The following is a 24,670-nucleotide window of genomic DNA, read 5'->3' on the forward strand; positions in this document are numbered from 1 at the left end:
AAACCTCTCCGTATTCTCTCTTAGTCTTGTTCAGAAATCAAATAGGAGTCCTATAGTTAATAATATACAATCTAATAGTTGTCTATATACTATGAGTAAACATCTCATACATATTTTGTAAATTTAACTAATACCAAAAAAATGGATTTAATTAAACTTCACATTTAGAAAATATATTATGGCTAAATTACAATTACATTTTAATGGGTCTTTTGCCTTTAAAAAAGACGAAATCAATAGACTTCTTCATGCATCTGCCCAAGAAAAAGGCTTAAATGATAGCTTGCCTAATTTGATGGAGAAAACAAGTTTAGGTAATGGCAAAGTAGGACGAGTAAAAAGTTGGGCAGTACGTGCAGGCTTAATTAAGAATAATCGCCCTAGTCGGGAAGGAGAAATTGTCTTGCGGCTAGACTCCGCCTTGGAGTCAAATATTACAGACTGGTTGATGCACTTTTATTTAAGTTTTGGTGATAAAGGACTACAACAAACACCAGAAAATCCTGTTGATTGGGGTGGATGGACTTACTTTATATATACGTTCTTGCCTCGTTATAGTAAATTTACTAGCGAGGAATTATTGTATCATATTGCTTCAGAGTTTGAAGAAGAAAGCAAAGTGATTGCTGACAGAATCAAATTTATCTTACGGGCATACACTGAGTTTCAAGCTTTAGCATCCTGCAAGTTTATCACTCAAGAAGGGGATAAATATGTTGTTGGAAATGCTCACTTACCTAACTCTTACCTGGTGGGATATTTACTAGCAAAGCTGTGGGAACGTGACTTTAAAGGCGAAGGTTCTGTTCTTACCGAGTCCATCTTGAACCAGAAAATGGGAATTGCTGCTGTACTGGGCATCAAAGCAGACGTACTACAAGAACAGCTAAATGCACTAGAAGCTTACGGTATCATCGAACAGCGACGCGCAGTACCTCCTTTCCAAGTGATTCCCCGTTGGAATGAACCCTTGGCACTGCTAGAAAAAGCCTATGACAGATAAAGCTGATTCTCTGCTACGAGATGCTAGACCGGATGACAGAATTCACTTGCTAGTGTGGGATACACCTGACGAAAACGAACTAGTACGTATCGCTTTTGACAATAATGCTCAACGGGTCAACTACCGAAAAAATTTGTTACAAAGGATTCATCCGGGAGAAAACTTTCTCACGCTTCATCACGATCTGGATCTGGAATTGGATGCTATCAAGTCAATGTGTTCTGGGGTTAGCAAGCAAATTGTTTTACTGGAAGGGTTAGATTGTCTGATTACTTATTTACAGGTGACATCTGGCAGTCACATTACCCTTTTCTGGAAGCAGATGGAAGAGACTCGCAAGCTAGAAAAACTTTTGTGGATACTGCTACCCCAGCAACTAGCACCCAACAATTGGTCGTCAGAGAGAATTAAGCGTATTCCTTCAGGATAATTATCACTTTGCATTTGCTATTTTAATTGATTATGCTCCTCAACCAACTTGTTGAAATCAACAAAAAGGGTAGTATTGCCAGTTCTGTGAACTTTGGTATGTTGGATGATTTAGAGAAGAATTTGCCTCTGTGTGAGAGTTTTATCTTTAACTACGACTCAACAAAACCTGAGTTATCGACGGTTGGTATTTTGGATGCGGTGCGCCGTAGCTATCATAGTCCAAATCAGCCGAATATCCATTTGATGATTCAACAATATGGTAAGGGGAAGTCTCATTTTGCGATCGCTATAGCCAACTTTTTCAAAAAAACCTTCCACAGTCAGGAAGTGCAAGGGATTTTGTCACAAGTAGAAAAGGCGACATCTGCCAAAAATCAGGCTATCTCTGAAGGATTAAAGCTTTTTAAACAAAACCAATGCCACCAACATTTAGTTATCTGTCTTAGTGGAGATCAAGGCGGCGACATTAGGAAGCAATTTCTGCAACAACTCGTTAAAAATCTGGAAGAAGTAGGTATTCAGGATTACTTAGCACAAGATATATGCAGCGAACCCCTACGCTACTTAGAAAATTTAAATCTAGAGAATCGGACAAAAGCAGAGAAATATCTAGAAAGCATTGGTAATCCTGATGGTGATTTAAATTCTCTCATTCGCTTACTCAGAGAAAATAACTCTGGCGTTCTATCGTCTGTTAAAAAACTTGCCTTTCAAATCACGGGATTTACTCCTGATTTTACTGCCGATATAAATATTGAAGTAATTATAGAAGACCTGTTAAAAAATTATTGTACTGGACAAAATGCCCATTTCCAGGGGATTTTAATTTTATTTGATGAGCTAAATTACTATCTAAAATCTTGGGCAGCAGATGACATAGGTGCTGGGGGAACTGCACTACAAAACATTACAAACATTTGCGAAAACTACAAAGGAAAAATTGCTTTACTAAGTTTCACCTAAATTCATCCTGGTAGAGGATTAGGAATCTCTGCTAATGCCATGCCAGAATACCTCAAGATTGCTAGTCGCCTTGCCCCAAAAGATGGTACTACCTATGATAATCCCACTTCTAGCTTAGAACTAGTAATAGAAAACTTATTGTTGACAAAAAATAACTCTATTTGGCAAACATTCTGTTCTCAATGGGATAACACACTGAGAACAGAAGCTGAAACCGCCTTCGAGGGAAGAATTAAAATTTATAAAAACAAAGGCTGGTCTTTTGAAGAGTTTTATACCCACTTATCTAAGGGTTGTTTTCCCCTGCATCCTCTTACAGCATATCTGCTGTGTAACCTTGACTTTACCCAAGATCGAACTGCTATCCAATTTATAAAAGGCTATGTCAAAAACTTTATCGAAACTCAGCCTGTAGAAAATGCTGGTAAACTTAATTACATTTATCCTATTGCTTTAGTAGATACCTTTATTGAAAACTTTTCTAATTCCTCGCTTTATAATCACTATAAAAAAGCTGTGGATTTGGTTGCAGATGCCGAAAATGGCGATGAATTAATGGTTATTAAAGCTTTATTTTTATATGAAGCTAGTGGAGAAAAACTTACCAAAGCAGACCAAGAAGAACATCAAGAGATTTTAGTAACTTTAACAGGTTTAACTAAATTGAGACTCCAGACAGCACTAGATAAACTAGAAAAGGAAAGAGATTTAATTTACCACCGACCAGAAATTAAGCTTTATCGGTTTTGCGAAGGAATTAACCCTAAAGTTATTCAAGAAGAAATTGAAGAAAAAATCAGAAACCAAACAACCTCTATTAATGATGTTGTCGCCTATTGTGATAAAATTAATATTCTTAGACAACATCCATCTAATAATATAATTACTGCTACACAGTTTGTCAAAGATAACAAATTAGTGGGTGAAGACTGGCGATTTGAGCGGAAGATATATAGTCTTGAGAAATTCATTAAAGCGCTAGAGAACAATCGTATTCTGAGAGATACCAAAGAGAAGGGAATTTTAGCTTATGTTCTGACAGACACTCAAGAGGAGTTGCAAGAGTTTCGTAATACTGTAGCTAATTATTTATGTAAATCGCCAATTAAAAATTACATTGCCGTTGCTATTTCTAGAGAAGAAACCGGAAATTTAGCCCGTGTAATTTTACAGATAAAAACTCTTGAAGAGACGAACGCTGCTGATAAAAGATTGTCGGTAAAAGCTTATCAAGAACAGCTTCAGCGTTGGCAAGAAGAAGCAAACACACGGTTAACGAGGTTATTAAATAATTGCACTTATCATTGTGTGGAAATCGAGAAAATTCCATCTGCTAAACAACGCAAAGCGCAACGGGTAATCAGTTTACTTTTACAAGATTTATATCCCTTCGTTCCTCCTGTGGATGAAATCGATAAAATGCGTTCAGGCCATCTCACAGGTAGAAAGATTATCAGATGGACTGCAACACAAATATTTATAGAAGATAGTTTCACTCAAAATGTGACTGACCATTCTTACAGGACTGTTATTGACCAGATTTTTGTCAAGTTATGGGGTCTACTCAAAAAAACATCTGATAAATATATTGTTCAAGAACCAACTCATGAAAAAATCCGTGCTGCTTGGGATAAAATTTCTGAAATGACAGATTTAGAAGGATTACCAGAAAAGATTATTGATTTAGAAAAAATTTGGCAAGTCCTTTCTGGGGAACGTTATGGTTATAGCGAGTATAACTTTACTATTTTGCTATCAGGATGGCTAGCAATCCACCGCAAAGAACTGTCTCTCAGGGGCAAGACCACACTTGATTCTAAAACATTAAATGCCACATTGAAAACACAGTCTCTGAAAGACTGGGGTAACACTGATATTCTCCAAGATCCCACCAAATTTGTTCATGATTGGATTGTTAAACAAAAGTCCAAACTAATTCGCCGTCAACAAGCAGAAATGCCGATTTCGGCATCGCTAATAAACTATTATGATCAGGCGCAGGAGTATCTAGAGGTCGTTGCTGCTTTTTTAGAGTTTAATGAACCAGATGAGTTAGAAAAAGAAGAGTTAACTAAGAATAGAAAGCAGATTGGTGCTGCGGTTGCTGAAATTGGTAAGTGGTTACAACCAGTGCAAGCTGTGGAAAAATTACCTGATGAGGCACAATTGACAGCACTATTACCACTTTACCCCCAACTGCGATCGCGATCGCCAGATACCTCAATTCTACCAACACAACAACAACGCGATCGCTTCTCTCAAGCATTTCAAACTATCAGTAATAAAATTGACCAACTTGTAGCAGCAGAAAACAAGCGTGCTGAGTCACTATCTACCGAACAAGCTTGCAATACTTATAAAATTGAAATTCAAGGAATTATTGACCAGATTACCCAAATTGCAGACTTACCTCCCCATTTAATTGAGAGTTTGCAAAATGCCCTCCGTACCAGCAACATTAGATTAACAGACATTAGGCAGCAGGCAGAAGCAGGACAAAAGCAAGCTGAAGATACACAAATTATCCAGAATATTCGCAATTCTGCAACAAAAATCAAAACAATTCATCTTTCTCAAGCAGCGCTGCAAGAAATTGAAAATTTACAATCTCGCTTCAATTATCCAGACAAATTTCAGCATGAAGTTGCTGAAATTGTGCAGTCAATTCAAAACAAAATCATTAGCGATCGTTCTAGTCTGGCTAATCTACGCACTCAACTACAGTCAGTAAAAAATCTTACAGAATTAGATGTTATTAATACAGAATATGCCAAGGTTGATGTTATTTTTCAAGATTCGGTTGATTACAGAGACTATCAAGAACTACAACCACAAATCCAGAGTTTAAAGCATGACCTAGAGCAAATACAAAGTCTAGAAACTCGTTATCAACAAAGTGATTCTATTACCAGTTGTAATGATGTTTTGGCAATAATTGCTAGTCGGGAGTTGAATATCTATAATGCTGACCGCTTTCAAGAGAGAATTTCTCAGTTAGAAGTAAATTTTAGGAATCAAATACAAGAATATGAACAAAAACAATCACAAATCCTTCAGCAGCAACAAGCTGCTGCCCAGCAATGGATCAAAGATTTAGAAAACAATTGTACTCAAATAAACAAATTGTTTGATGATGCAGATAAACTTGAAGCAGCAAATAATTTACTGGAGCAAATTCAAGCGGAAAAATCTGATTATATTAACTTAATTAGTGTTACAGAAACTCAGTCATTAGAGAATATAGAACGTCAATGCGTTGAGGAACGGGAGAAAGATATAACCAATCAAATTTTTGTACTGTTACGGCAACTTCCCCATTTAGAGCAACAAAATGTGTACGAGAGGTTAGGGCAAATTCTCTCAGAAAAGACGGAGGAGTAATAGGGATGAGTGATAAACAGATCATATTAGACCCTACTGGATTGTACGATATTCCCTCCGGCTATATCCGAATTACAACAGAGGTGGAATGGATACAGTTCTTTGGTGTCAGTGCCGATCCTTGCTGGGTAAGAGGTGAGCGATTATGCAAATGGGCAGAAACTTGGCTGCAATCGTGGAATAGAAGTGAGGAAATCACGGAGATTAAGCAACATCCCCGCTACATACTAGGGCAATTGTTTGCTACTGTACCGTTACCCGATGATTGGACTGACGAGCAACTACTGATTCTGACTACCAAGTTAGATTCTTATCCCCAAGACAACCCCATTGCCTACTTTTTGGCAGACAACATCACTAACAGTAATGGACAGATATGGTTTGCCCAAGCCTCGATTTCACATCTCGCCACTTGGTTGTCAATTCCAGTTGCAGAAGAGTACAAACCCTTAGAGCGAGTTTGGCAGCAACGGTTCAAAGAACATGAGTTAGCAAACTATTACCAGACTGAAGATAAATTATTGTTCCTACGTCGCTGGTTAGGTATAGCAGAACCAGTTTTCAACGACATCGGCAAGTATCCCTTGCCAGTTCCCGACTTACTTAGGCAAGAGTTTGATAGCTACTGGCAACAACTAATCTCCCGCACCGAAGGTAAAGTTCTGGATACCTTAATACCTACGAACCATGTAGGTATGGAGCGAATTGCAAATTGTGCCTACAGAGCTTTAAAAACTCGATCTGATTGGATAAATAAAGTCAGGGAAGCCAAAGTTATCCCTTATCTTAGCTATCAGCAGAAGCTAGAATTAAGCCTTAATCAACGTCCACCCCAACCTCTGGCTTTAGATGCAACTCCCAAGGAGGCTCTTGCTTGGGCAACAAAAGATTACCTACCCTTCCGTTGTTGGGAAGTTATTAAGCAACCTGCCTCTACATCAAGAATAAGTGATAGTTTGGCGGATAGCTTTGTTGAGTGGATGCTCCAGCACTACCCCCAGATGAAGGTAGAATCAGTAGAAAATTCCTACCTTAATTACAGCGTTGCCTCAAGAGTGCAAAATCTTTGCCAAGATAGTCCTGTCTTTTGGGTTGTGGTCGATGGCTTAGGATGGTTAGATCACCTAGAACTTTTATCTTTACTAACGAATAATTACAAACTGGCGGTAGAAACTGCCATTGAGCCTCGGTTTAGTATCCTGCCCACTAAAACAGAGTATGCCAAATGGAGCCTATATGCTCAATTGTTGCCCAGTGATTCTGCTTGGGTTGCTGATGCTGGCAAAGCTTTTGTGAAAATGGGCATGGGTAAACGTTATACAGATAGACAAGTTGACAAACTTTACAGCGCTTTGAGAAAAAAGACTTCTAAGTTGTATTGTTGGGATACAGATATATTCGATAGTCTTTATCACAGTCAAAAAGACTGGCAAAGCTTTAACGAACTTGACCGTCCCCACACCCTAAAAGTCATTGCCGAGAAAATTGATTACTGTTTGCAACAATACCCCGATCCAGATGCACTCAGAATCGTTATTGCCAGCGATCATGGTCAAATTATGGGTACTTCCGAAAAAATCACCCACTGCCCCCCAGAACTGGAACCCAAGGGGAGAATGGCAATTGGTAAAACTGATGATACCAGGTTTGTGGTTTTGGAAGGCGATCGCTACGGTCTTCCCCACGACATTAGTATTGTCAAAAATGTAACTATTCGTGACCAAAATGCTATTCTAAAATCAGCATCAGGTTTTCTAAAAATTCTCTATCCTCATTTAGAATTAACATTAATGGACTACGAGCGTGATTGCCTGGAACCTGCTTGTAAACTACGCCAAGCAATCCGAAATTCGCTATATTATCTCGATGATGAATTCAGGCAGTTTGGTAGAGAAATTTATGTGGAGACAAAGTAAATACTATATCCCACGAAAAGAATTACCAAAAATATTGATTTTCTACTACTGTTGTTTGGCGGGTGGAAGAGTCATATTTGAGCAGGTATTCACGAGCGATCGCTTCGTTTTCTCGCAGTGTTTCTACTTCTTTCTTTCCAATCTCGGTATCGGTGGAAAGTAAAATTACTTGGTGGCTGGCGGATGGAAAGTAACGTTCAACTAAGTTACTGCGGTGAGAGGAATCTAGTCTACCTAATGGCGTATCGATAGCTACTGGTAGGCGGTGTCCAGAGACTTTGGCTAAACCCCAGAGGAAGGCGATCGCTAGTAGTTGTTTTTCGCCAGCCGAGAGGCGATGTTTAGGCACTGGTTTACCATTGAAATCATATAGGGAAAGTCCAAATGTATTGGTATCAATGGCGATGCGATGCACTAAGTCTGATTTGTGTAGGAGATAGAGGAAGCAATTTTTAACTTCTTCCTCTAATTTATTCAGCTTTCTCAAAGTTAATTTTTCACGGAAAATCTTGAGTGTCTCTTGAACTTTAGCCGCAGAGGTAATAATATGTTGGTTATTTTTATATTTTATATTTTCTACAGTGTATTCACTTAATTCTTTTTTAGACTTAGCAATAATAGTTTCTAATTCAGCTAAACGGCGGCGAATTGTTTCGTAAGTTGCTTTAGCTTCAACAACTTGATTTTGTGCCGCTTCTAGTGCCTGGCGCAGCTTTGTATAATCTTCTGGTGCTGCTGCTGTTTGCACTTGTCTTTCCAGAGTGATAATTTCTTCTTCTTTATTTTTGATAATAGCTAATTTTTCTTGTGCAGAAAGTTGAGAATTTTGTAAGTGATAGATGAGATTATCTAGCTGACTTAACGTTTCATCATCAGCTAATAGCCAAGGCGCTGCCATTTGTAGAGTCTTTGCATATAGATTATCTACATCTTCGACTAAAAATGATTGAATTTTTTCAACTTGTGTTAGAGCAATTTCTACCTGACTTAGCCAACTGAGTAAACGCTGATCTCTCTCAATTAACAAATCTTTGGAAATTTGGATCTGTCGATGGCGAAATTCTTGTTCTCCCTGCGTTTGCATTTGAGTAAGTAAATTGGGAATTAATGCTAGGGGTAAAACATCAGCCGCCAATTCACACATTAACTGACGGACTTGTTCAACTTCCGCAGTTTTCGCTTTCTGTTGTAGTTCTAGTTGATTGCGTTCTGCCGCAATTTTACCCCCCTCAGAAATGAATTTATCAAAAGCTTCTTGCTGCTTTACTTCTAATTTTTCTAACTGATTTTTGAGATTTTCTAAATTCTGTTCACTTTCTTGATAATCTTGTTGCTGTTGCGTTAATCTTTTTTCAATTTCTTCTAAATTAGCTAAATCTTTAGTATCAGCAAATTCTTTGCGTTTACGGTTAACTAAAATATCTAAATCAACAGCTAAACGATCTGCTAACTCTAGCCCGAAAAGTCCGCGAATAGCTTCAACAACAATCGGTGGTGGTATTTCCTGTTCTGCAAGTTCTTTAACCTGTTCACCATCAAATAGGAATAAGTTAGAAATACCTAATGGCAAAAGATTTTCTATATATTCATCCCAGATATTAACTAAAGCATCAGGCCATGTATCACTGTCGCCTAAAATACCTAATGTATCTTTACCATCTTTAGGATTTTTTGTCCAGCTACGCACAACACGGTATTTTATTGGTTTATCGTTTTCAATATGTTCAAAAAGTAATTCAATACGGGTATCGGCAACTGGATCTATTTGGTTGTTAACACATTGATTGAGAAAATCGTTATAACTTAAATTACCACGGGTGGAACATTGGGCGCGGGGGCCATAAAGTGCGAGACGAATGGCATCCATCAGCGTAGTTTTTCCGCCGCCATTCATGCCACCTAATAGGATAATTGGACGCGAGTTTTCCTCATCAATTTTTGGGTTAAGATTGATTACCTGTTTACCACTGTAGGGGCCAAAGTTTTGTAATACGAGTTCAAGAAATATCATTGATTTTTAAGATTATTAAATATTGGGAAAAGAAATAGCGGGCGAATGGAATTCGCGGCTACACAGGCAAAGTTTAGTAAGATATTGGGTGAACGGAATTCGGGGTTACACAGGCAAAGTTTATCAGATACCGGGCGAATGGAATTCGCGGCTACACAGGCAAAGTCCACCTCCGTGGACTAAATTCGTACATAATTGTTGGTTTATTTGGGAGTTAGTTCCCATGTGGGAATGATTGATTTTTGGCTATGATGGCTAGCTTGGTTTCTGATGTAATTGGCTATATTATCGATGGCATCATGGCTAACCGTAAAAGCTCCATAGCTACCTTGCCATTTAAAAAACTCACCTGGCTTTATTTCGTGGGTGATGAAATGGGAAGAACTTCCTTTAATTTGTTTAATTACATCTGATATGCTGACAGTTGGCGGAAAACCTGTTAAGAGATGTACATGATCTTCAATACCACCAATTGCAATTATGGTACATTTTAACTGTTCACACTCCTGAACGATCGCTGCATAAACTAACTTCTGAATATCAGGCGTAATTAGGGACAATGTATCCCAAGTTGCCCAAACATAATGCACATACAATTGTGTAAAACTTGCTCTCATTTTTCTTTAACCCACGGAGGTGGGTTTCGTCTGTGTAGCCGCGATTTCTAATCGCCCGGTATTATATTATTCTTATTCTTCTGAATTTTTCTTTGAAAATTTCATGCTTGCCCAAGTCACCTGTTCATCATTTTCACCTTCATCTACTTCATTCATTGCTGCAACATCGCCCAAGGTCATCTGCTTGACTTTTGCAACATCACCTTGGCTAACTGCTTCGCTTAATTCGCGTTTCAAACGAGCATTTTTAATCGCATCTTCTGGGGAACGGGAACTTGTATTAAAACATTTTTCTAGGGTTTCGTATATTCCCACGCGACGAGTCTTTTTGCGATACTGGCGTTCTGTGTCTAACAATTTCGCCATGAGTTCCAAGTGCATCGCATCACCTTCACAGATTTCTTCTAATACTATCCATTCATCACGACCTAGTAGGCTATAGTCAGCACCAGGGCGGGGGTCTTGGAATTCTTCACCAGTCACTTCTTGATAAATACGAGGTAAGCTATCATCAAATTCGTGTTTGTCTTCTAGCCAAATGCGGCGAATTTCGCTCATTTCTTCGAGACTAATTAGGGTAATGTCGCGCATATTTTCTGGCGCTGTGCGACGGGTTTTTGTTTGCGCTTCTAATAATCGTCTGAGCCAATGTTCCCGCCAATATTTTGTATAGGGGCCAGGTATTGGTTCAACAGAAATTTTTCCATCTTTATTGCGTTCAAATAGTTGGACATCTCCCCAAATTCTTCTAAAATCTCTCTTGTCTCGATCATCTTTAATATCTAATTCGTTACGAATATCTAATAATGGCTGCATCCATTCTTTTTCTTCATCATTTTGGATCATAGCCTCCATTGATTTATCCTTATTCACTAGTGTGCAAACCCAGCAGCCAAATCGGGAATCACCACAGCTAGGAGTAGAAGTATCAACAACTAGAGGGCATTCATTATCTGCTGTAGCACCTCGATACATAGCGAATAATTCTTTATTGCTTTGTCCCCAAGGATTATCACATTGATTAAGATATATCCATACATCATTATTACTCCAATCTTCAATAGGGGTATAGATTAGAGAGTTGGGTAGGCTGGCATTAGGACTCAGGCGATCTCGTACTCTATCAATTTGATGCTTTTTCATTGTGGCAGCACGTTTGGAGCTTTCTGCTTTACGAGTCCCTAATACAAGAATTGTTTCACCGTTAGCTCTAACTATTTCACGGATGAATTGATTAGCAGGATTAATTTTTAAACGCGGTGTACACCAGCGAAACTGGTTACGAGGTGCTGGATATCCCTTACCAATAAGATTTACCCAAAATGTGTCTTCAATTACTGGTTGTAGTAAATGTGGATCAATTGGCATCCCCTGTTTTTTAGCAGCTACCTTGAGATTCTCCAAGGATTTGCGAACCCAAGCAGACACTACAGGATTTTCTACCTGAGTATCAGTTGTAATTACATAGACTGTTTTAGTTCTTTTTTCTGGAGAAAGAGCAGCGATCGCATTCCATACAAGCTGCAATACTGTACTAGAATCTTTTCCCCAAGACACGCCTAAAACCCAAGGAATCTCATCTAAACAATACAATTCTTGAATTTCAGTGTTGAGAGCTTGGATATAATCCACTAACTCTGCTACAGTACGTGCTTGCTGAACTTTATTTTCTGGTTGTTGTGCTGTAGTCATTTCTCCTTCTCTCTGGAAACACTGGCATAATATCCGGGCGAATAGAATTCACGCCTATACAGATAAAACCCACCTCCGTGGGTTGAAGAAAAGTTTTTAAAAACTTCACTACTAATATCCAATTTTTTGGATAATTAAACGACATAATCCTATTCTGTTTTTAAAATTTAACATGAAAGATAGTACATCTGACCCAACTGCTGACATCGCGAGAGAGTACCTGGAACGAGAAAACAAGGAAAAACAGGTACTAGCTTTACTGCTGGAGAACTTTTTAGGGAGAAAAGATCAGATTCTCGTTCAAAAAACCGAAATGGGTGGTACTGAGGCTTATGTTAGCTCTGTTACCTTGGAATGGTTTGCAGGTCGTGTTCACTTTGCCTCTGGCTTACCTCTGTTTCAAAAAAAGTATAATCCAGAGACTGATAATGTCGAGATAGATGCTGATAGTATTGATGAAATTCAGCAGCGTCCCCTTGATTGGTCACGTCAAGCACCTTTAGTCCAGTATTTAGCGGCTCGACAAAATCACAAATTTCCACCAGTGCTGGTGGTGATTAATCAACCGTGGGTGGATAATCCCAAAGCTGCTGAGTGGGATAGTGAAGGACGCGCCACAAAATCTACTACTGATTTCATCCCCCTTGATAAAGACGCTAAAGTAGGTCTGTTAAATATTTCTGAGGATGATGTGACCATTTATGCACTAGATGGTCAACACCGATTAATGGGTGTACAGGGGTTGATGGAGTTAATTAAAACTCGCAAACTCCAGCGCTATAAAAAAGATAAAGGTGCTGATGACAGTTTTATTACAGTCAATGATTTGATAGAAAAGTATCAAGTAGACCTTGCTTATTTGCAAAATTTACCCAAGGAAAAAATTGGTATTGAGTTCATCTGTGCGGTAGCCGCTGGGGAAACTCGCACTCAGGCGAGGCGGAGGGTGAGATCGATTTTTGTTCATGTCAACCTGATGGCTGCACCCTTGACTAAAGGTCAGTTAACACAGTTGAATGAAGATGATGGTTTTGCGATCGTTGCTAGAAAAATTGCAGTTACACATCCACTATTAGAACAACGACAAGAGCGCAATCCTCGCGTTAATTGGAATAGTGCAACGGTAGCCTCCAATTCTACAGTTTTGACGACATTGCAAGCTCTACAAGATATGTCTGAACGATATTTAGGTCAAAAGTTTCCTCACTGGAAACCCTTGGAGAAAGGTCTAATTCCCATGCGTCCAGAGGATGAAGAACTTGAGCAGGGAATTGAGGAATTTAGAAAGCTATTTGATTCTTTAGCAAGTCTTTCCAGTTATAAGATTTTAGAACATGAGGATACACCAGCTTTGCGGCGGTTCAGCTTTGAGAAGGATGGAGGTGAAGGAAATATGCTTTTCCGTCCGGTTGCTCAAGTTGCATTGGCGCAAGCTATCGGAATTTTGGTTTTTAAAAAAGGTTTTTCCCTAGCAGATATTTTTAAAAAGCTGCGGAAGTTTGACCAGCAAGGCGGCTTTAGTGGTATGGAGTATCCCCAATCTCTTTGGTATGGGGTTTTATACGACCCAAATAAAAAGCGGGTGCAGGTTGCTGGACGAGATTTGGCGGCGAAGTTATTGGTTTATATCCTGGGTGGAATTCAGGAACAGATGGAACGTGCTGAACTTCGTAAAGCTTTAGCAGATGCTAGGACTGTGGAAGATAAAACTATAGGTTTTGATGGCAAGTTTGTTGAACCCAAGGAGGTAGGGCTTCCACCTGTTCTGTAGTTGCTAATGATTACTCGCCTTTAAATAAATTATTATGCTACCCTGATACGTAATGTATAAAGGGAATCTATTTTGTGGCATGGCTATATAGCAGTGATGCTGTGCAACAGCTAAGTGAAAACGTCGTATTGTATGATTTGGCACAGATGCGTGGAAATAGTGCTGTTTTAAGCCGCATCCCCGATAATATCGGCGGTGTCTACGCTTGGTATCGTCGCTTCGAGATTGATGCTAATGCCATCAATGATCCTCAAGTCTTCGTTGATTATATTTTGGCGGAACTTTGTAAGGATCATTCGGCTCCGAGAGAAACAAAACTGCCTCCAGCACACCGGATAAAACTCGAAGCAGAGAATTCATTTTCTAAAGAGCTTTTGCTGAAAGAGTTAGCTGCTGATTCGTCCTTTCGTCAACTACTCTTTATGCTTTTGAATAATTCTCTCATATTTCAGCAGCCATTATATATAGGAAAGGCAACTAATTTATACTCTAGGATTCGCAGTCATATTCGTGAAGGTAGCATTTTACGTGATCGTCTTGCAGATGCTGGACACAAAATTAATAAATGCAGGTTACTAATTATTCATACTTCATATAATACAAATACTGTTCCTGATAGGGTTGATGAGGATGACGAATTAGATAATCAAATTGAAGAAGACTATGAATGTTCTAAACTCGCTTCAGACAAACTAGTTGAAGATATTTTATCTAGGCTATTTCTTCCATCATTTACTCTTAGATACGGTTGAGATAAAATGCTTATATTCTCCAATAATGAAGGAAAATCAAGATTCAATAAACCGCTATATGGTTTAACTGGTATTTACACTTTATCAGAAGGTATAGCACTTCCATATGTTCTTTCACTAGTTGAAGTTAACCGAGCTATTGATGAACTTAAGATAGCTGAACAAATTCCCGCTTCCTTAGAGACAAAATGGTCTCTAAAAGAGCTTTTTCAACGAGAAATTGATGTAAAAAGAGTAGAAGATGACATAGTTAAAGGCTATCTTCTAGATCCAAACAAGCTGAAATTTTTTAATGCAATTACTATTGTATTAATGCCAAAGGACGATGATGGCAAAATTCAGAATGCTTTTGATGAAACAACAAGTATAGCCTCTCCTGCCATACCTTGGGATAGTACTGATCCTGATGATGAACAATGGAAAAATTTTCAAAGTGAGGTTGCGAACTTCGGGGGTGTTCAATTTGTTTCTACTGGAGTCTCTGCTAGGCTACGTTGGGATGAAGATAGAGTATTAGCAGTAGCAGTAGATGGACAACATCGTCTTTGGGCGCTCCGTACCTTTCGTGAAGATCCAAGGTTTCGAGGTGGTACTCTTAACACGATTGAGCAACAAACAAAAATACCAATTTTATTTATTTTGCTTCATCCCAGTGCGGGCTTTAAAAATCTTCAGAGTACATCTGATTATTCAATTCGGGGAATCGCTCGTGAATTATTCACTGATTTGAATAAGAATGCTAAGACTGTAGATAAGGCTAGAGAACTTATTCTTGATGACAAAAGCATTAGTGCCCAATGCGTTAGAACTTTATTGACTGAGAGTACAGGCGAAGATGCGAAAGATAAGCTTCCTCTTTCTCTAGTGCGCTGGCAAGACGACTCAAACCGATTTGATAGCTCCTACTACCTAAATTCACTAGTTCATTTAGATTTGCTGATTTCAGCAGCACTGGATCTGAAACCGCCACGCGATCCAATGGAAAAGAAGTACGTGCTAGATTTTATCGAAAGTATTGATTCTGCCCTTGGCACAGGTGAAGAAAAAGTTCAGTACGAGGGGCGTACTCTTGAAGAATATTACATAGAAGACTATTGTGACGAAGATGGAAATCCTGATACACCATTTGCTCGAATACCAGAAAATTACATTGGCTCTGCAATAGAAGGTTTTAAAGTTAACTTTCGTCCTTGGCTACTCAAACTTTTACTCGAATTTAAGCCATATCGAAATCTACTCCAGTATGCTCGCGAACATGATTTGATTGAGGGTACTTTTGGTAGCTACCAAGCTCAGACAAGTAAGCATAAAGGAATTATTCGGCAGCGAGAAATTGCTAAGGATAGTGATTGGAATAGCCGAGAGATACTCTCACACCAGGCTGCTATTAATAGCATCAAAGAAAATCAATGGGCTTTCAAAGCAATATTCCAGAAAGCTATAGTTCGTTTAGGCAGAATTGTCGAGTTTGACTATAAAGCCAAAGATAAAAACTTAGGTAATATCGATGACGTATTGAGTTGTCTAGATAGACTATATGACAAAGGTATTTTAAAAGTAGATGCTGACTTACCGGATTACCCTTTTCGATTATGGACATTTGTAGCAATAAATCAGAATACTGACAAAATTAAAGTGGCGAGAACTGTAGAAGATAGGATATTTTCTTTATTATGCTTGTGGTATTTCAGCTCTCGGAAAACACAAATCGACGTTGCAAAAGGTTCTCAAATCTTATCGAGGCGAAAACTACTCAATTTCTTTAGTGCAGACAAAAATAAAGCTGAGTGGGCAGGTTGTACAGATGCTTACAAAGCATTATATAAAGGTTTCGATACTGTTGCTTTTTATGGGAAAGAACATGAAAAAATGAACAATCAACAAAAAGAAGATATGGTTCGAGATAGGTTCTCTGCTATACTCGCTGTTGGTTTGCCAGAATTAAATACTCAATCTTCACTTCTGCAAATATCAGAGGAAGAGGATGAACTCGATTCTGAATAAAAATATAAAGTCTATTAAAGTTAACTTTAATAGAGCGTAATTCAAGATAGGAATTTGGTTAAATCAAATTCCTCATCTTGCTGCTCTGTATTCGTTCTTTCAGAACTAAGAATCAATAAAAGTCGTTCTGAATAGTCTACTGCTCCACGGAGTTCATTTTGTATAATTTCTAAACCAGCATTAGCATACTCTTCAAAAATGTGAATACGTTGCTCGTCAGCGACATCATCATCACTTAGAATCTTAATGTTTTCTGTTTCGGTGATAGCCAACAAATTAATTAATAGAGTGAAGCTGCTAGTAAAATAATCTTGTCGCAGTGGGGATAAATCTTTAGAAATTACATCTAAAGGAACGCGTTTTTTATATTTAACGCCTAATGCTGCTGCAAACACCATAACCTCTACATAAGTCTGAAAAGGCCCAGTTGTGTCTTTTGATGCTACTAGAGATTTCACCAACTCAGCCTTATCTTTAGCAACCCTGATTCTGTTTGCAGCCATTGTTTTAAGATATACATTGTTGCTATTTTAACCGAAAGGTAAAAGCAATGCTTACGGCTGGCTACCCTTACGCATAAAAATAGGTATTATTTTATACTCAGATATAGGTGATCGCTCTCCCCCTCTGCGGTTCATTTCTCCAAAACTTATATTAGACCTCTTGCAAAAAAGTTTTATGATCAGATTATTGATTTACTAAGTGAAGGCGAATTGAGGATTTTTGAAGTTCGTAATTATAAATCCCAGAAATTAAGTGCCAGCATAATCGAAAACGTTTTCTGCGATTACGGTAGCGCTGACATGATTACATCCCAAGGTAGCTCCCAGTGCTGTAAAAAGAAATTAAACTATAAGTCCTTAGTCATGCGAGGTTAAATTCCCCTACTTAACCTTGGGGGCGATCGCAATGGTAAGGATAAAGCCACTTACACTTGAAAAGTCCGTGGGTATGTTTTTCAAAAAAAGTTCCAGCATGGCGTTGAGGTAATATGTCGATCCCAGCCTTGGTTTTAATTTCGTACAGCCAAGGAAAGGCTACTACTAAAACAGCGATGACAGCGAAGATGTAGAAAATCGCGGTTCTAATTTTGGGCAATCTTCGGGAATTGCTGTTGTGGTTTTGAGACATAGTAGAGGTGAAAAACTAATAATCGATCTTAGCCTAAAGCTGAAAATGTCGCTGGAACTTGGGTATGAATGTTGTCTATTTTCTGTTGATTGCAGGTGAAGCAAAGGGTTTGGAGGTTGCTGATATCACATTTTGACTTTTAACTTTTGACTTCCCCGAAGGGGCTAACCCCCAGGGGCGAGGGTATGTTTATCATGATTTTTTGTAGTCAATTACTTGAAATACTTGAAGTTACGAGGGCCCGTGTAATCAGAAACTTTCGCTAGTTCCTCTAAGCTTTGGATTCCGCTATAGCTTTTACCATTGATGATCCAAGTGGGGAAGCCTTCAATTTTTGCGGCTTTACACACTTCTGCTATAACTTTCGATCCATTAGGAAAGCACTCTATCTTAATATCATTGTTGATTATTTCCTCGGCTTCTTTACCAAAAAGCAGCTTTTGTTCATGGCAATGAGGACACCAGTAAGCAGTGTATTCCTTCGCGCCTACCTTTGCAAGCTGGCGTGCTAGAGCTATTTCTGCCTCACCAGAAGTAGTGGTAACTTCCCAACCGAATGCTGGGTTAGGCTCTACCTTAGGAGTAAAGTTAATCTGTACGGGTTGTCCAGGAGTTCCAGATGTAACATCTGATCTATTCACGCCAGCATAGACGCCTAAAGTACCAATCAGCGTCACCATCCCGACAATAATCGCGGTAAAAAAGATTTGTCCAATATCCTCCCAAGTCCGACCGATAATTGTCAGTACCAAAATACTCAAAGAGAACAAAGCTGAACCAATACAGTAAGGACAAATAGCTTTAATTTGAGATGCCAGCACATACATTAAATAGCCGCTAAAGACAGACATAGCGATCGCACCCGCCAGCAGCAGCAACCACGTCCAATTTTCCAATTGTTTGCGGCGATTGTTTTCCCCGGAGTTAAATACCAAGGGAGCTAAAGCAAATATCACCATACTGGTGTATGCCAAAAACCCAAACAAGGCTAATGGCTGACCAAAAACCGTTGCCCAAGGACTAGAAAGCACATCATTACAGCCCTTGACACCAGCCTGTGCCACACAAGCTGCATTGCCTCCTGTTAACTTTTCTATGGTGAGATAACCTGTTATCAGAGCACCACATCCAGCGATCGCGGCAATCAATGGACGTGACCATTTATGAATCCAAGGAGTAGAACGGCGGCGAATCATAAATTGCTATTAGTTAATGGGCATTGGGCATTGGGCATTGGGTATTGGGCATTGGGTATTAGTTATTTCTCCCTATTGGGGATTGCGGATTGGTAATTGGGTATTAAGTATTATTTATTTATCCCCATGCCCCAATCCCCCAATTAAGAATGTAACTTCACTTGTTCTGCTGATTTGCGTTCACCTTTGGAGTTCCAATTGCGATGTGCGGCTTCCACAAATTGACTGACGCGAATTGGGTCAATTGGTTGCTCTATCCGTCCATGACGTTTCAAGGAACTGGAAACTATTACACCATCTGCTGCCTGCATCAATGTATCAACATTTTCCCAATTGGCCCCACTACCGATGAACACTGGTGTGCCAGCTGCTGCACCACAGGCTAGTTCCAAATCTTCTAAGTTAGGAGGGCTACCAGTAGCCCAGCCGGATAAAATAACTCCGTCTGCTAAACCCCTTTCAATGGTGTCTTTCACAGCAACTGTGAGATTTGGAGAACTTAAAGGACGGGCGTGTTTCACCAACACATCAGCGAGGATTTTAACATCGCAGCCTAACTCGCGTCGATAGCGGAGTAATTGATAGGCTTCTCCCTCAATTAATCCCTGATCGGTTGCCATCACCCCTGTCAGGACGTTGACGCGGATAAATTGGGCCTGCACACAGCTAGCGATCGCCATTCCACTTTTGGCATCGTTTCGCAAAACATTTAAGCCTATGGGCAAAGTCACCAAATTTTGTATCCGTTGCACCACAATCGTCATGGCGCTCACAACCACTGGATCGACTTGGTTTTTGGTAAACGGCGCATCGAAAAAATTCTCCACAATTAGCCCGTCAACCCCTCCACTTGCTAGGGCTGCGGCTTCTTGTTCGGCACGGTCAATCACCGCTTTTAGGCTACCTCCCCAACGGGGTGAGGTAGGTAGTGGCAGCAGGTGAACCACGCCAATAATCGGTGAGCGAGTTTTAAATATCTGATATAAGTCCACGTCTTTAATCCGCCTCGCGGAGTCCAGAGTCCAGAATTTTTTGACTATTGAACGCCAGTTCAACGCCACTCTCCTTAAGGTCGGGAACCTCTATACGGTGGTGGCTCTTCAACGGGGAAAACCCCGCATGTGACTGGCTCCTCTTGACCCTTGACTCTTGACTTTTCATTAAATAATCAAATGTGTTTTATCGTAAATTAAAGGGTTTAAAACCCCAACTTTTAGAGACGCTGTTCGCGTTCGTTTACACGTAGCTCGTCCTGTTCTCTGGCTTTGACTCTGTTCTTGCAGTCGCTACAACGGCGAGGCAGCGCGGCAACAGGGGATTTCAACGCCGCTTGAGTAATAGTCCGCTCAAGTCGGGAGACCCGCGCATAGGGGCTGGCTCCTTTAAGCCTCTTAACCCGTCCAACACAGTAGCTCCCCTTTCCTTGACTGCCGTGGGAAAATACGCAAAGCGCTACTCTGGGTTTCAGTCGGGTTTAAATCCGACTCTGAAACTCTCTTCTCTACGAGACCAAGGCGAACAATTTTGAATTTTGAATTTTTACTGCCTCCTTCCTTAGATGGAAATTAGCGTGAAACCTCCCATAAGATATGTTAAGATAAAACTTGGCTAGAAGAGGAGTTTGCCACTCACTAGACGCAAGGCAGCTTTCCGTGCTTTAGGCATCTTGTCCGCGCACAGTCGTAGGACTTGCCAATCGCCAGGGTAGCATTACTGCTTTATAGGCGTAGTCGCTTTCGTCGATTTCCCTGAGGGTAGCGACTTCTCAAAACAAGCCCTTTGGGCGGCTTCCCGATGGGTAGGTTAACAACGCACACGCTGCGGTAATGTAAAATACCAATAGGCGAACTGTTAAAAAACATTACAAGTGTCAAATGTACCCAAAGACACTTCAATTTACCCTGGGGAACAGATTGATAGGAATATCATAACATGACCTCTATTTTTATTATTGATAGGGTCATAAGTCCACGGACAGTTGCTGACAGTGGGAATTTGCCACTGTACTGTTTTGATGAGGATTCTGATAGCAAAAAAGCAAAGTTAGCGCCAGAATGTTTGACTACAAGAAAAAAATGAAGATATTTTCAAAATATGGGTGACAAGCCAACAATTGCCATTTCTCACCTGGGCTGCGAGAAAAATAGAATTGATACAGAACATATGCTAGGACTGCTCGTAGAAGCAGGCTACGGTGTAGATACAAACGAAGAGTTAGCAGATTACGTTATTGTTAATACCTGTAGTTTTATAGAAGCAGCTAGGCAAGAATCTGTCAGAACTTTGGTAGAACTGGCAGAGGCAAATAAAAAAATCGTAATCACTGGCTGTATGGCGCAACACTTCCAAGAACAACTTTTGGAGGAGTTACCTGAAGCAGTAGCCGTTGTGGGTACAGGCGATTATCACAAAATTGTAAATGTAATTGAGCGTGTAGAACAAGGTGAGCGGGTCAAACAGGTTAGTATTGAGCCAACCTACATTGCCGATGAAACTACACCGCGCTATCGTACTACAACCGAGGGCGTAGCTTACCTACGGGTTGCGGAAGGATGTGATTATCGTTGTGCATTTTGTATAATTCCTCATCTTCGAGGAAACCAGCGATCGCGTACTATTGAATCTATAGTCGCCGAAGCGGAGCAGTTAGTTAGTCAAGGGGTAAAGGAAATTATTCTAATTTCCCAAATCACCACTAATTACGGTCTAGATATTTACGGTCAGCCAAAATTAGCCGAATTACTTCGTGCTTTGGGGAAAGTAGATATACCGTGGATCAGAATGCACTACGCTTATCCCACGGGACTGACCCCAGATGTGATTGCGGCGATCCAAGAAACACCCAATGTCTTACCTTACCTGGATTTGCCCTTGCAGCATTCTCATCCAGAGATTCTCCGCACTATGAACCGTCCTTGGCAAGGACGTGTAAATGATGGGATTATAGATCGGATCAAAACGGCGCTACCAACAGCCGTATTGCGGACAACATTTATTGTTGGTTTCCCAGGAGAAACAAGCGAGCATTTTGAGCATCTACTAGAGTTTGTTCAACGGCATGAATTTGATCATGTTGGTGTCTTCACCTTTTCCTCTGAGGAAGGAACCCCAGCTTACAAGTTACCAAATCAGTTGCCCGAATTGGTGATGGACGAGCGCCGATACCAACTTATGGAACTCCAGCAACCGATTTCCCAAAAGAAAAATCAACAGGAAGTAGGCAAAATCGTTGATGTCCTGATTGAGCAAGAAAATCCTGAAACTGGTGAATTGATCGGTCGTTCAGGTAGATTTTCCCCAGAGGTTGATGGTCTGGTGTATATCAAAGGCCAGGCAAAGTTAGGAACCATCGTGCCAATAGCGATTCACCACGCTGATACATACGACCTCTATGGTCAAGTAGTCAATAACTAAATTGTCTTTTGTCCTTTGTCCTTTGTCCTTTGTTAAATGACCCTTACAGATTGACCCTTATCCTGAGGTCAACGCTGCAATGACAGCTTTCATGAGGGTTTACCTGAAACGCTGGCGGACTTGGCATAGCCTCTCCAATAGTTGAGGCGGCGCTAGCGCCCTTGGCTCACTAATAGCCAATAACTAATGACTAATGACTAATGACTAATGACTAATGACTAATGACTAATCCAAAAAATCCTTAGAAAAAATTTAGGAAAATTAATGACTCTTTCATTTCAAGAACTAGGCATTTCCCAAGAACGTGTTGAACAACTAGAAAAAATCGGTTTTACCGAACCGACTAACATTCAAGTACAAGCAATTCCCCAATTGTTAGCTGGTCGTGATGTGGTAGGTCAATCTCAAACTGGAACAGGCAAAACCGCAGCATTTTCACTGCCAATTTTAGAGCGGCTGGATATTAATCAAAAAGCCGTGCAAGCGATAGTTTTAACACCAACTCGTGAATTAGCAATGCAAGTTCACGATGCGATCGCCCAATTCATCGGTAATGAAGGATTGCGGGTGTTAGCAATCTACGGTGGTCAATCAATTGACCGCCAAATGTTACAACTAAAACGTGGCGTTCACATGGTCGTGGGTACTCCAGGACGGGTGATAGATTTGCTCGATCGCGGCTGTTTAAAGCTCGATCAAGTGAAGTGGTTTGTGTTGGATGAAGCCGATGAAATGTTGAGCATGGGCTTTATTGACGATGTGGTGAAAATCCTCTCCCAAGCACCCGTAGATCGCCAAACAGCTTTATTCTCCGCAACAATGCCACCATCAATTCGGATGTTGGTGAACAAGTTTTTGCGATCGCCAGCGACAGTCACCGTTGAGCAGCCAAAAGCCGCTCCCAACAAGATTAATCAGGTAGCTTATCTGATCCCCCGCCATTGGACAAAAGCCAAAGCTTTACAGCCGATTCTGGAAATGGAAGATCCAGAAACAGCTTTAATCTTTGTCCGCACTAGACGCACAGCCGCCGAACTCACCAGTCAGTTGCAATCTGCTGGTCATAGTGTCGATGAATACCACGGTGACTTGTCCCAACAAGCACGGGAACGGTTATTAATCAGATTCCGTAACCGTCAGGTGCGCTGGGTGGTAGCAACTGATATTGCCGCACGAGGGTTAGATGTCGATCAACTCTCCCATGTGATCAACTACGACTTACCTGATAGCGTAGAAACCTACGTCCATCGCATTGGTCGTACTGGTCGTGCTGGTAAAGAAGGAACGGCAATTTCTTTAGTTCAGCCATTTGAGCGGCGCAAGCAGCAAACATTTGAACGTCATAACCGCCAAAATTGGCAAGTGTTGACGATTCCCACACGCGCCCAGATTGAAGCAAAACACATTCTGAAATTGCAAGAACAGGTGCGAGAAGCTTTGACAGGTGAGCGTTTGGCTTCATTCTTGCCGATTGTCAGCGAACTGATTGAAGAATACGATGCTCAGGCGATCGCCGCAGCTGCACTGCAAATTGCTTACGATCAAACTCGTCCCGCTTGGTTGAACTCAGACGTGGAAATTCCCCAAGAGGAATCTTCCGCTCCCAAACCCAGACTGGGCAAGCGTCGTGAATCTTCCAGCGATCGCCCCCGTTCTGCATGGAAATCAGATAGCAGCAATGGAGATGAAGAAAAACATGCTTCTCCCAAGCCCAAACTGCGGACAAGTGGAAGTGGTCGTGAATCTTCTGCATCCCCTAGTAAAAAGCTAGGTTCACCTACAGCTAGGGAATCAGCTTCTTAGTCAACAGTTAATTAATTTTGGATTTTAGAATTTCCTGCGGAATGCTACGCATAGCTTGCTTCTCCATTCGCGGAGCGTCTCGTAGAGAAGGAGTACGGCGTGAGCGCTACTTCTCTTGTTGGGTTGCGCCAACGACAAAGCTCAGTACAAGTCAGTCGAACGCTTTTTTCTTCAATCCCAAATCCCAAATCCCAAATCTAAAATTGGCAGAGTTGAGAGTTAAGAGTCAAGAGTTAAGATTTTGACTTTAGACTCTTGACTTTTTGGCTTTTTAGGTAACTTATTCTACCAGTTTGTAGGAAGATAAATTAAAGATGCATTCTTCGTGGTCTTATGTTTACTATCCCAGACTTAGAGCAACTACAAGCAGAGCATCCAGAATGGCAGATGGAGCTAGTAGACGGAAATATAGTTCTTATGGGGCCATCAGATTATGAGTCAGAGGAAATAGGTGCTGAGTTAGTTAGATTACTCGGCAACTGGGTGCGCCCACAGAGACTAGGACGGGTAACTGGTTCTAGCGCTGGTTTTATCGAACAGAATAAAGGTGCCAGTCGTCAGAATACAGGAAAGGTATTCTGTAC

General features: G+C 40.5%; 19 protein-coding genes. 11 read left to right on the plus strand and 8 right to left on the minus strand.

The features are described 5' to 3' along the window. Nucleotides 1-178: 178 nt before the first annotated feature. From PUQ00_RS25400 to PUQ00_RS25420, 5 genes are read left to right on the plus strand one after another with little or no spacing between them, the layout of a single operon-like run. Nucleotides 179-1,003: a DUF4007 family protein gene (locus tag PUQ00_RS25400; protein ID WP_300421962.1), complete on the plus strand. Its 825-nt coding sequence runs from the start codon at nucleotides 179-181 to the stop codon at nucleotides 1,001-1,003. Continuing rightward, nucleotides 993-1,433 carry a hypothetical protein gene (locus tag PUQ00_RS25405; RefSeq protein WP_300421963.1) on the plus strand — a complete coding sequence of 147 codons (441 nt, stop codon included), beginning with the start codon at nucleotides 993-995 and terminating at the stop codon, nucleotides 1,431-1,433. The genes PUQ00_RS25400 and PUQ00_RS25405 overlap by 11 nt, the downstream gene beginning before the upstream one ends. Nucleotides 1,434-1,465: 32 nt before the next feature. After that, nucleotides 1,466-2,398 (plus strand): hypothetical protein, encoded by a 933-nt coding sequence (locus PUQ00_RS25410; RefSeq protein ID WP_300421964.1) that lies wholly within the window; start codon nucleotides 1,466-1,468, stop codon nucleotides 2,396-2,398. A gap of 39 nt (nucleotides 2,399-2,437) precedes the next feature. Further along, nucleotides 2,438-5,779: a hypothetical protein gene (locus PUQ00_RS25415; protein ID WP_300421965.1), complete on the plus strand. Its 3,342-nt coding sequence runs from the start codon at nucleotides 2,438-2,440 to the stop codon at nucleotides 5,777-5,779. A 5-nt stretch (nucleotides 5,780-5,784) separates the two neighbouring features. Further along, nucleotides 5,785-7,695: a BREX system Lon protease-like protein BrxL gene (locus PUQ00_RS25420; protein ID WP_300421966.1), complete on the plus strand. Its 1,911-nt coding sequence runs from the start codon at nucleotides 5,785-5,787 to the stop codon at nucleotides 7,693-7,695. A 22-nt stretch (nucleotides 7,696-7,717) separates the two neighbouring features. Here the strand turns inward: PUQ00_RS25420 and dndD are convergent, their stop codons facing one another. The 3 genes from dndD to dndC all read right to left on the minus strand — a co-directional run bounded on the left by dndD (nucleotide 7,718) and on the right by dndC (nucleotide 12,015). Beyond that, entirely contained in the window at nucleotides 7,718-9,706 is a 1,989-nt protein-coding gene (gene dndD, locus PUQ00_RS25425; RefSeq protein WP_300421967.1) for a DNA sulfur modification protein DndD, read from the minus strand. Nucleotides 9,707-9,909: 203 nt separating this feature from the next. Continuing rightward, on the minus strand, nucleotides 9,910-10,323 hold the full coding sequence (gene tnpA / locus PUQ00_RS25430) for an IS200/IS605 family transposase (RefSeq protein WP_300421969.1): 414 nt from the start codon (nucleotides 10,321-10,323) through the stop codon (nucleotides 9,910-9,912). 72 nt (nucleotides 10,324-10,395) lie between these two features. Continuing rightward, nucleotides 10,396-12,015, minus strand: coding sequence for a DNA phosphorothioation system sulfurtransferase DndC (dndC, locus tag PUQ00_RS25435; protein ID WP_300421970.1), 1,620 nt, complete (start codon nucleotides 12,013-12,015; stop codon nucleotides 10,396-10,398). A 172-nt stretch (nucleotides 12,016-12,187) separates the two neighbouring features. Between dndC and PUQ00_RS25440 the strand changes: the two genes are divergently transcribed. The 3 genes from PUQ00_RS25440 to PUQ00_RS25450 all read left to right on the plus strand — a co-directional run bounded on the left by PUQ00_RS25440 (nucleotide 12,188) and on the right by PUQ00_RS25450 (nucleotide 16,542). Then, nucleotides 12,188-13,786 carry a DGQHR domain-containing protein gene (locus PUQ00_RS25440; RefSeq protein WP_300421972.1) on the plus strand — a complete coding sequence of 533 codons (1,599 nt, stop codon included), beginning with the start codon at nucleotides 12,188-12,190 and terminating at the stop codon, nucleotides 13,784-13,786. Nucleotides 13,787-13,860: 74 nt separating this feature from the next. Continuing rightward, nucleotides 13,861-14,538, plus strand: a complete 678-nt coding sequence (locus PUQ00_RS25445) for a GIY-YIG nuclease family protein (RefSeq protein ID WP_300421974.1) — start codon at nucleotides 13,861-13,863, stop codon at nucleotides 14,536-14,538. Between the two features lie 6 nt (nucleotides 14,539-14,544). After that, nucleotides 14,545-16,542 (plus strand): DNA sulfur modification protein DndB, encoded by a 1,998-nt coding sequence (locus PUQ00_RS25450; RefSeq protein ID WP_300421976.1) that lies wholly within the window; start codon nucleotides 14,545-14,547, stop codon nucleotides 16,540-16,542. 41 nt (nucleotides 16,543-16,583) lie between these two features. Here PUQ00_RS25450 and PUQ00_RS25455 read toward each other — a convergent pair whose 3' ends face one another. The 5 genes from PUQ00_RS25455 to btpA all read right to left on the minus strand — a co-directional run bounded on the left by PUQ00_RS25455 (nucleotide 16,584) and on the right by btpA (nucleotide 19,861). Continuing rightward, the gene (locus tag PUQ00_RS25455; RefSeq protein ID WP_300421978.1) at nucleotides 16,584-17,045 is read right to left on the minus strand and encodes a DNA phosphorothioation-associated protein 4; all 462 of its coding nucleotides are present in this window, start codon (nucleotides 17,043-17,045) and stop codon (nucleotides 16,584-16,586) included. Between the two features lie 385 nt (nucleotides 17,046-17,430). Further along, nucleotides 17,431-17,673 carry a hypothetical protein gene (locus tag PUQ00_RS25460; RefSeq protein WP_300421979.1) on the minus strand — a complete coding sequence of 81 codons (243 nt, stop codon included), beginning with the start codon at nucleotides 17,671-17,673 and terminating at the stop codon, nucleotides 17,431-17,433. Between the two features lie 28 nt (nucleotides 17,674-17,701). After that, nucleotides 17,702-17,797 (minus strand): hypothetical protein, encoded by a 96-nt coding sequence (locus PUQ00_RS25465; protein WP_300421988.1) that lies wholly within the window; start codon nucleotides 17,795-17,797, stop codon nucleotides 17,702-17,704. An 88-nt stretch (nucleotides 17,798-17,885) separates the two neighbouring features. Then, a complete protein-coding gene (locus tag PUQ00_RS25470; RefSeq protein WP_300421981.1) occupies nucleotides 17,886-18,869 on the minus strand; it encodes a vitamin K epoxide reductase family protein in 984 nt (327 codons plus the stop codon). A 143-nt stretch (nucleotides 18,870-19,012) separates the two neighbouring features. Then, nucleotides 19,013-19,861 carry a photosystem I biogenesis protein BtpA gene (gene btpA / locus PUQ00_RS25475; protein ID WP_300421990.1) on the minus strand — a complete coding sequence of 283 codons (849 nt, stop codon included), beginning with the start codon at nucleotides 19,859-19,861 and terminating at the stop codon, nucleotides 19,013-19,015. A 1,102-nt stretch (nucleotides 19,862-20,963) separates the two neighbouring features. Between btpA and rimO the strand changes: the two genes are divergently transcribed. The 3 genes from rimO to PUQ00_RS25490 all read left to right on the plus strand — a co-directional run. Next, entirely contained in the window at nucleotides 20,964-22,283 is a 1,320-nt protein-coding gene (gene rimO, locus PUQ00_RS25480; protein ID WP_300421983.1) for a 30S ribosomal protein S12 methylthiotransferase RimO, read from the plus strand. Nucleotides 22,284-22,547: 264 nt separating this feature from the next. Continuing rightward, on the plus strand, nucleotides 22,548-24,086 hold the full coding sequence (locus tag PUQ00_RS25485; protein WP_300421984.1) for a DEAD/DEAH box helicase: 1,539 nt from the start codon (nucleotides 22,548-22,550) through the stop codon (nucleotides 24,084-24,086). 333 nt (nucleotides 24,087-24,419) lie between these two features. Continuing rightward, nucleotides 24,420-24,670 (plus strand): Uma2 family endonuclease (locus PUQ00_RS25490; RefSeq protein WP_300421986.1); only part of this gene is annotated, 251 nt, incomplete at its 3' end.

It is taken from the genome of Nostoc sp. S13 (assembly GCF_029379315.1).
Lineage (GTDB): Bacteria > Cyanobacteriota > Cyanobacteriia > Cyanobacteriales > Nostocaceae > Nostoc.

Bases quoted from the DNA above. Each gene is read 5' to 3' on its own strand.
- PUQ00_RS25400 (WP_300421962.1), top strand. From the start codon at position 179: ATGGCTAAATTACAATTACATTTTAATGGGTCTTTTGCCTTTAAAAAA.
- PUQ00_RS25405 (WP_300421963.1), top strand. From the start codon at position 993: ATGACAGATAAAGCTGATTCTCTGCTACGAGATGCTAGACCGGATGAC.
- PUQ00_RS25410 (WP_300421964.1), top strand. From the start codon at position 1,466: ATGCTCCTCAACCAACTTGTTGAAATCAACAAAAAGGGTAGTATTGCC.
- PUQ00_RS25415 (WP_300421965.1), top strand. From the start codon at position 2,438: ATGCCAGAATACCTCAAGATTGCTAGTCGCCTTGCCCCAAAAGATGGT.
- PUQ00_RS25420 (WP_300421966.1), top strand. From the start codon at position 5,785: ATGAGTGATAAACAGATCATATTAGACCCTACTGGATTGTACGATATT.
- dndD (WP_300421967.1), bottom strand. From the start codon at position 9,706: ATGATATTTCTTGAACTCGTATTACAAAACTTTGGCCCCTACAGTGGT.
- tnpA (WP_300421969.1), bottom strand. From the start codon at position 10,323: ATGAGAGCAAGTTTTACACAATTGTATGTGCATTATGTTTGGGCAACT.
- dndC (WP_300421970.1), bottom strand. From the start codon at position 12,015: ATGACTACAGCACAACAACCAGAAAATAAAGTTCAGCAAGCACGTACT.
- PUQ00_RS25440 (WP_300421972.1), top strand. From the start codon at position 12,188: ATGAAAGATAGTACATCTGACCCAACTGCTGACATCGCGAGAGAGTAC.
- PUQ00_RS25450 (WP_300421976.1), top strand. From the start codon at position 14,545: ATGCTTATATTCTCCAATAATGAAGGAAAATCAAGATTCAATAAACCG.
- PUQ00_RS25455 (WP_300421978.1), bottom strand. From the start codon at position 17,045: ATGGCTGCAAACAGAATCAGGGTTGCTAAAGATAAGGCTGAGTTGGTG.
- PUQ00_RS25460 (WP_300421979.1), bottom strand. From the start codon at position 17,673: ATGTCTCAAAACCACAACAGCAATTCCCGAAGATTGCCCAAAATTAGA.
- PUQ00_RS25470 (WP_300421981.1), bottom strand. From the start codon at position 18,869: ATGATTCGCCGCCGTTCTACTCCTTGGATTCATAAATGGTCACGTCCA.
- rimO (WP_300421983.1), top strand. From the start codon at position 20,964: ATGGGTGACAAGCCAACAATTGCCATTTCTCACCTGGGCTGCGAGAAA.
- PUQ00_RS25485 (WP_300421984.1), top strand. From the start codon at position 22,548: ATGACTCTTTCATTTCAAGAACTAGGCATTTCCCAAGAACGTGTTGAA.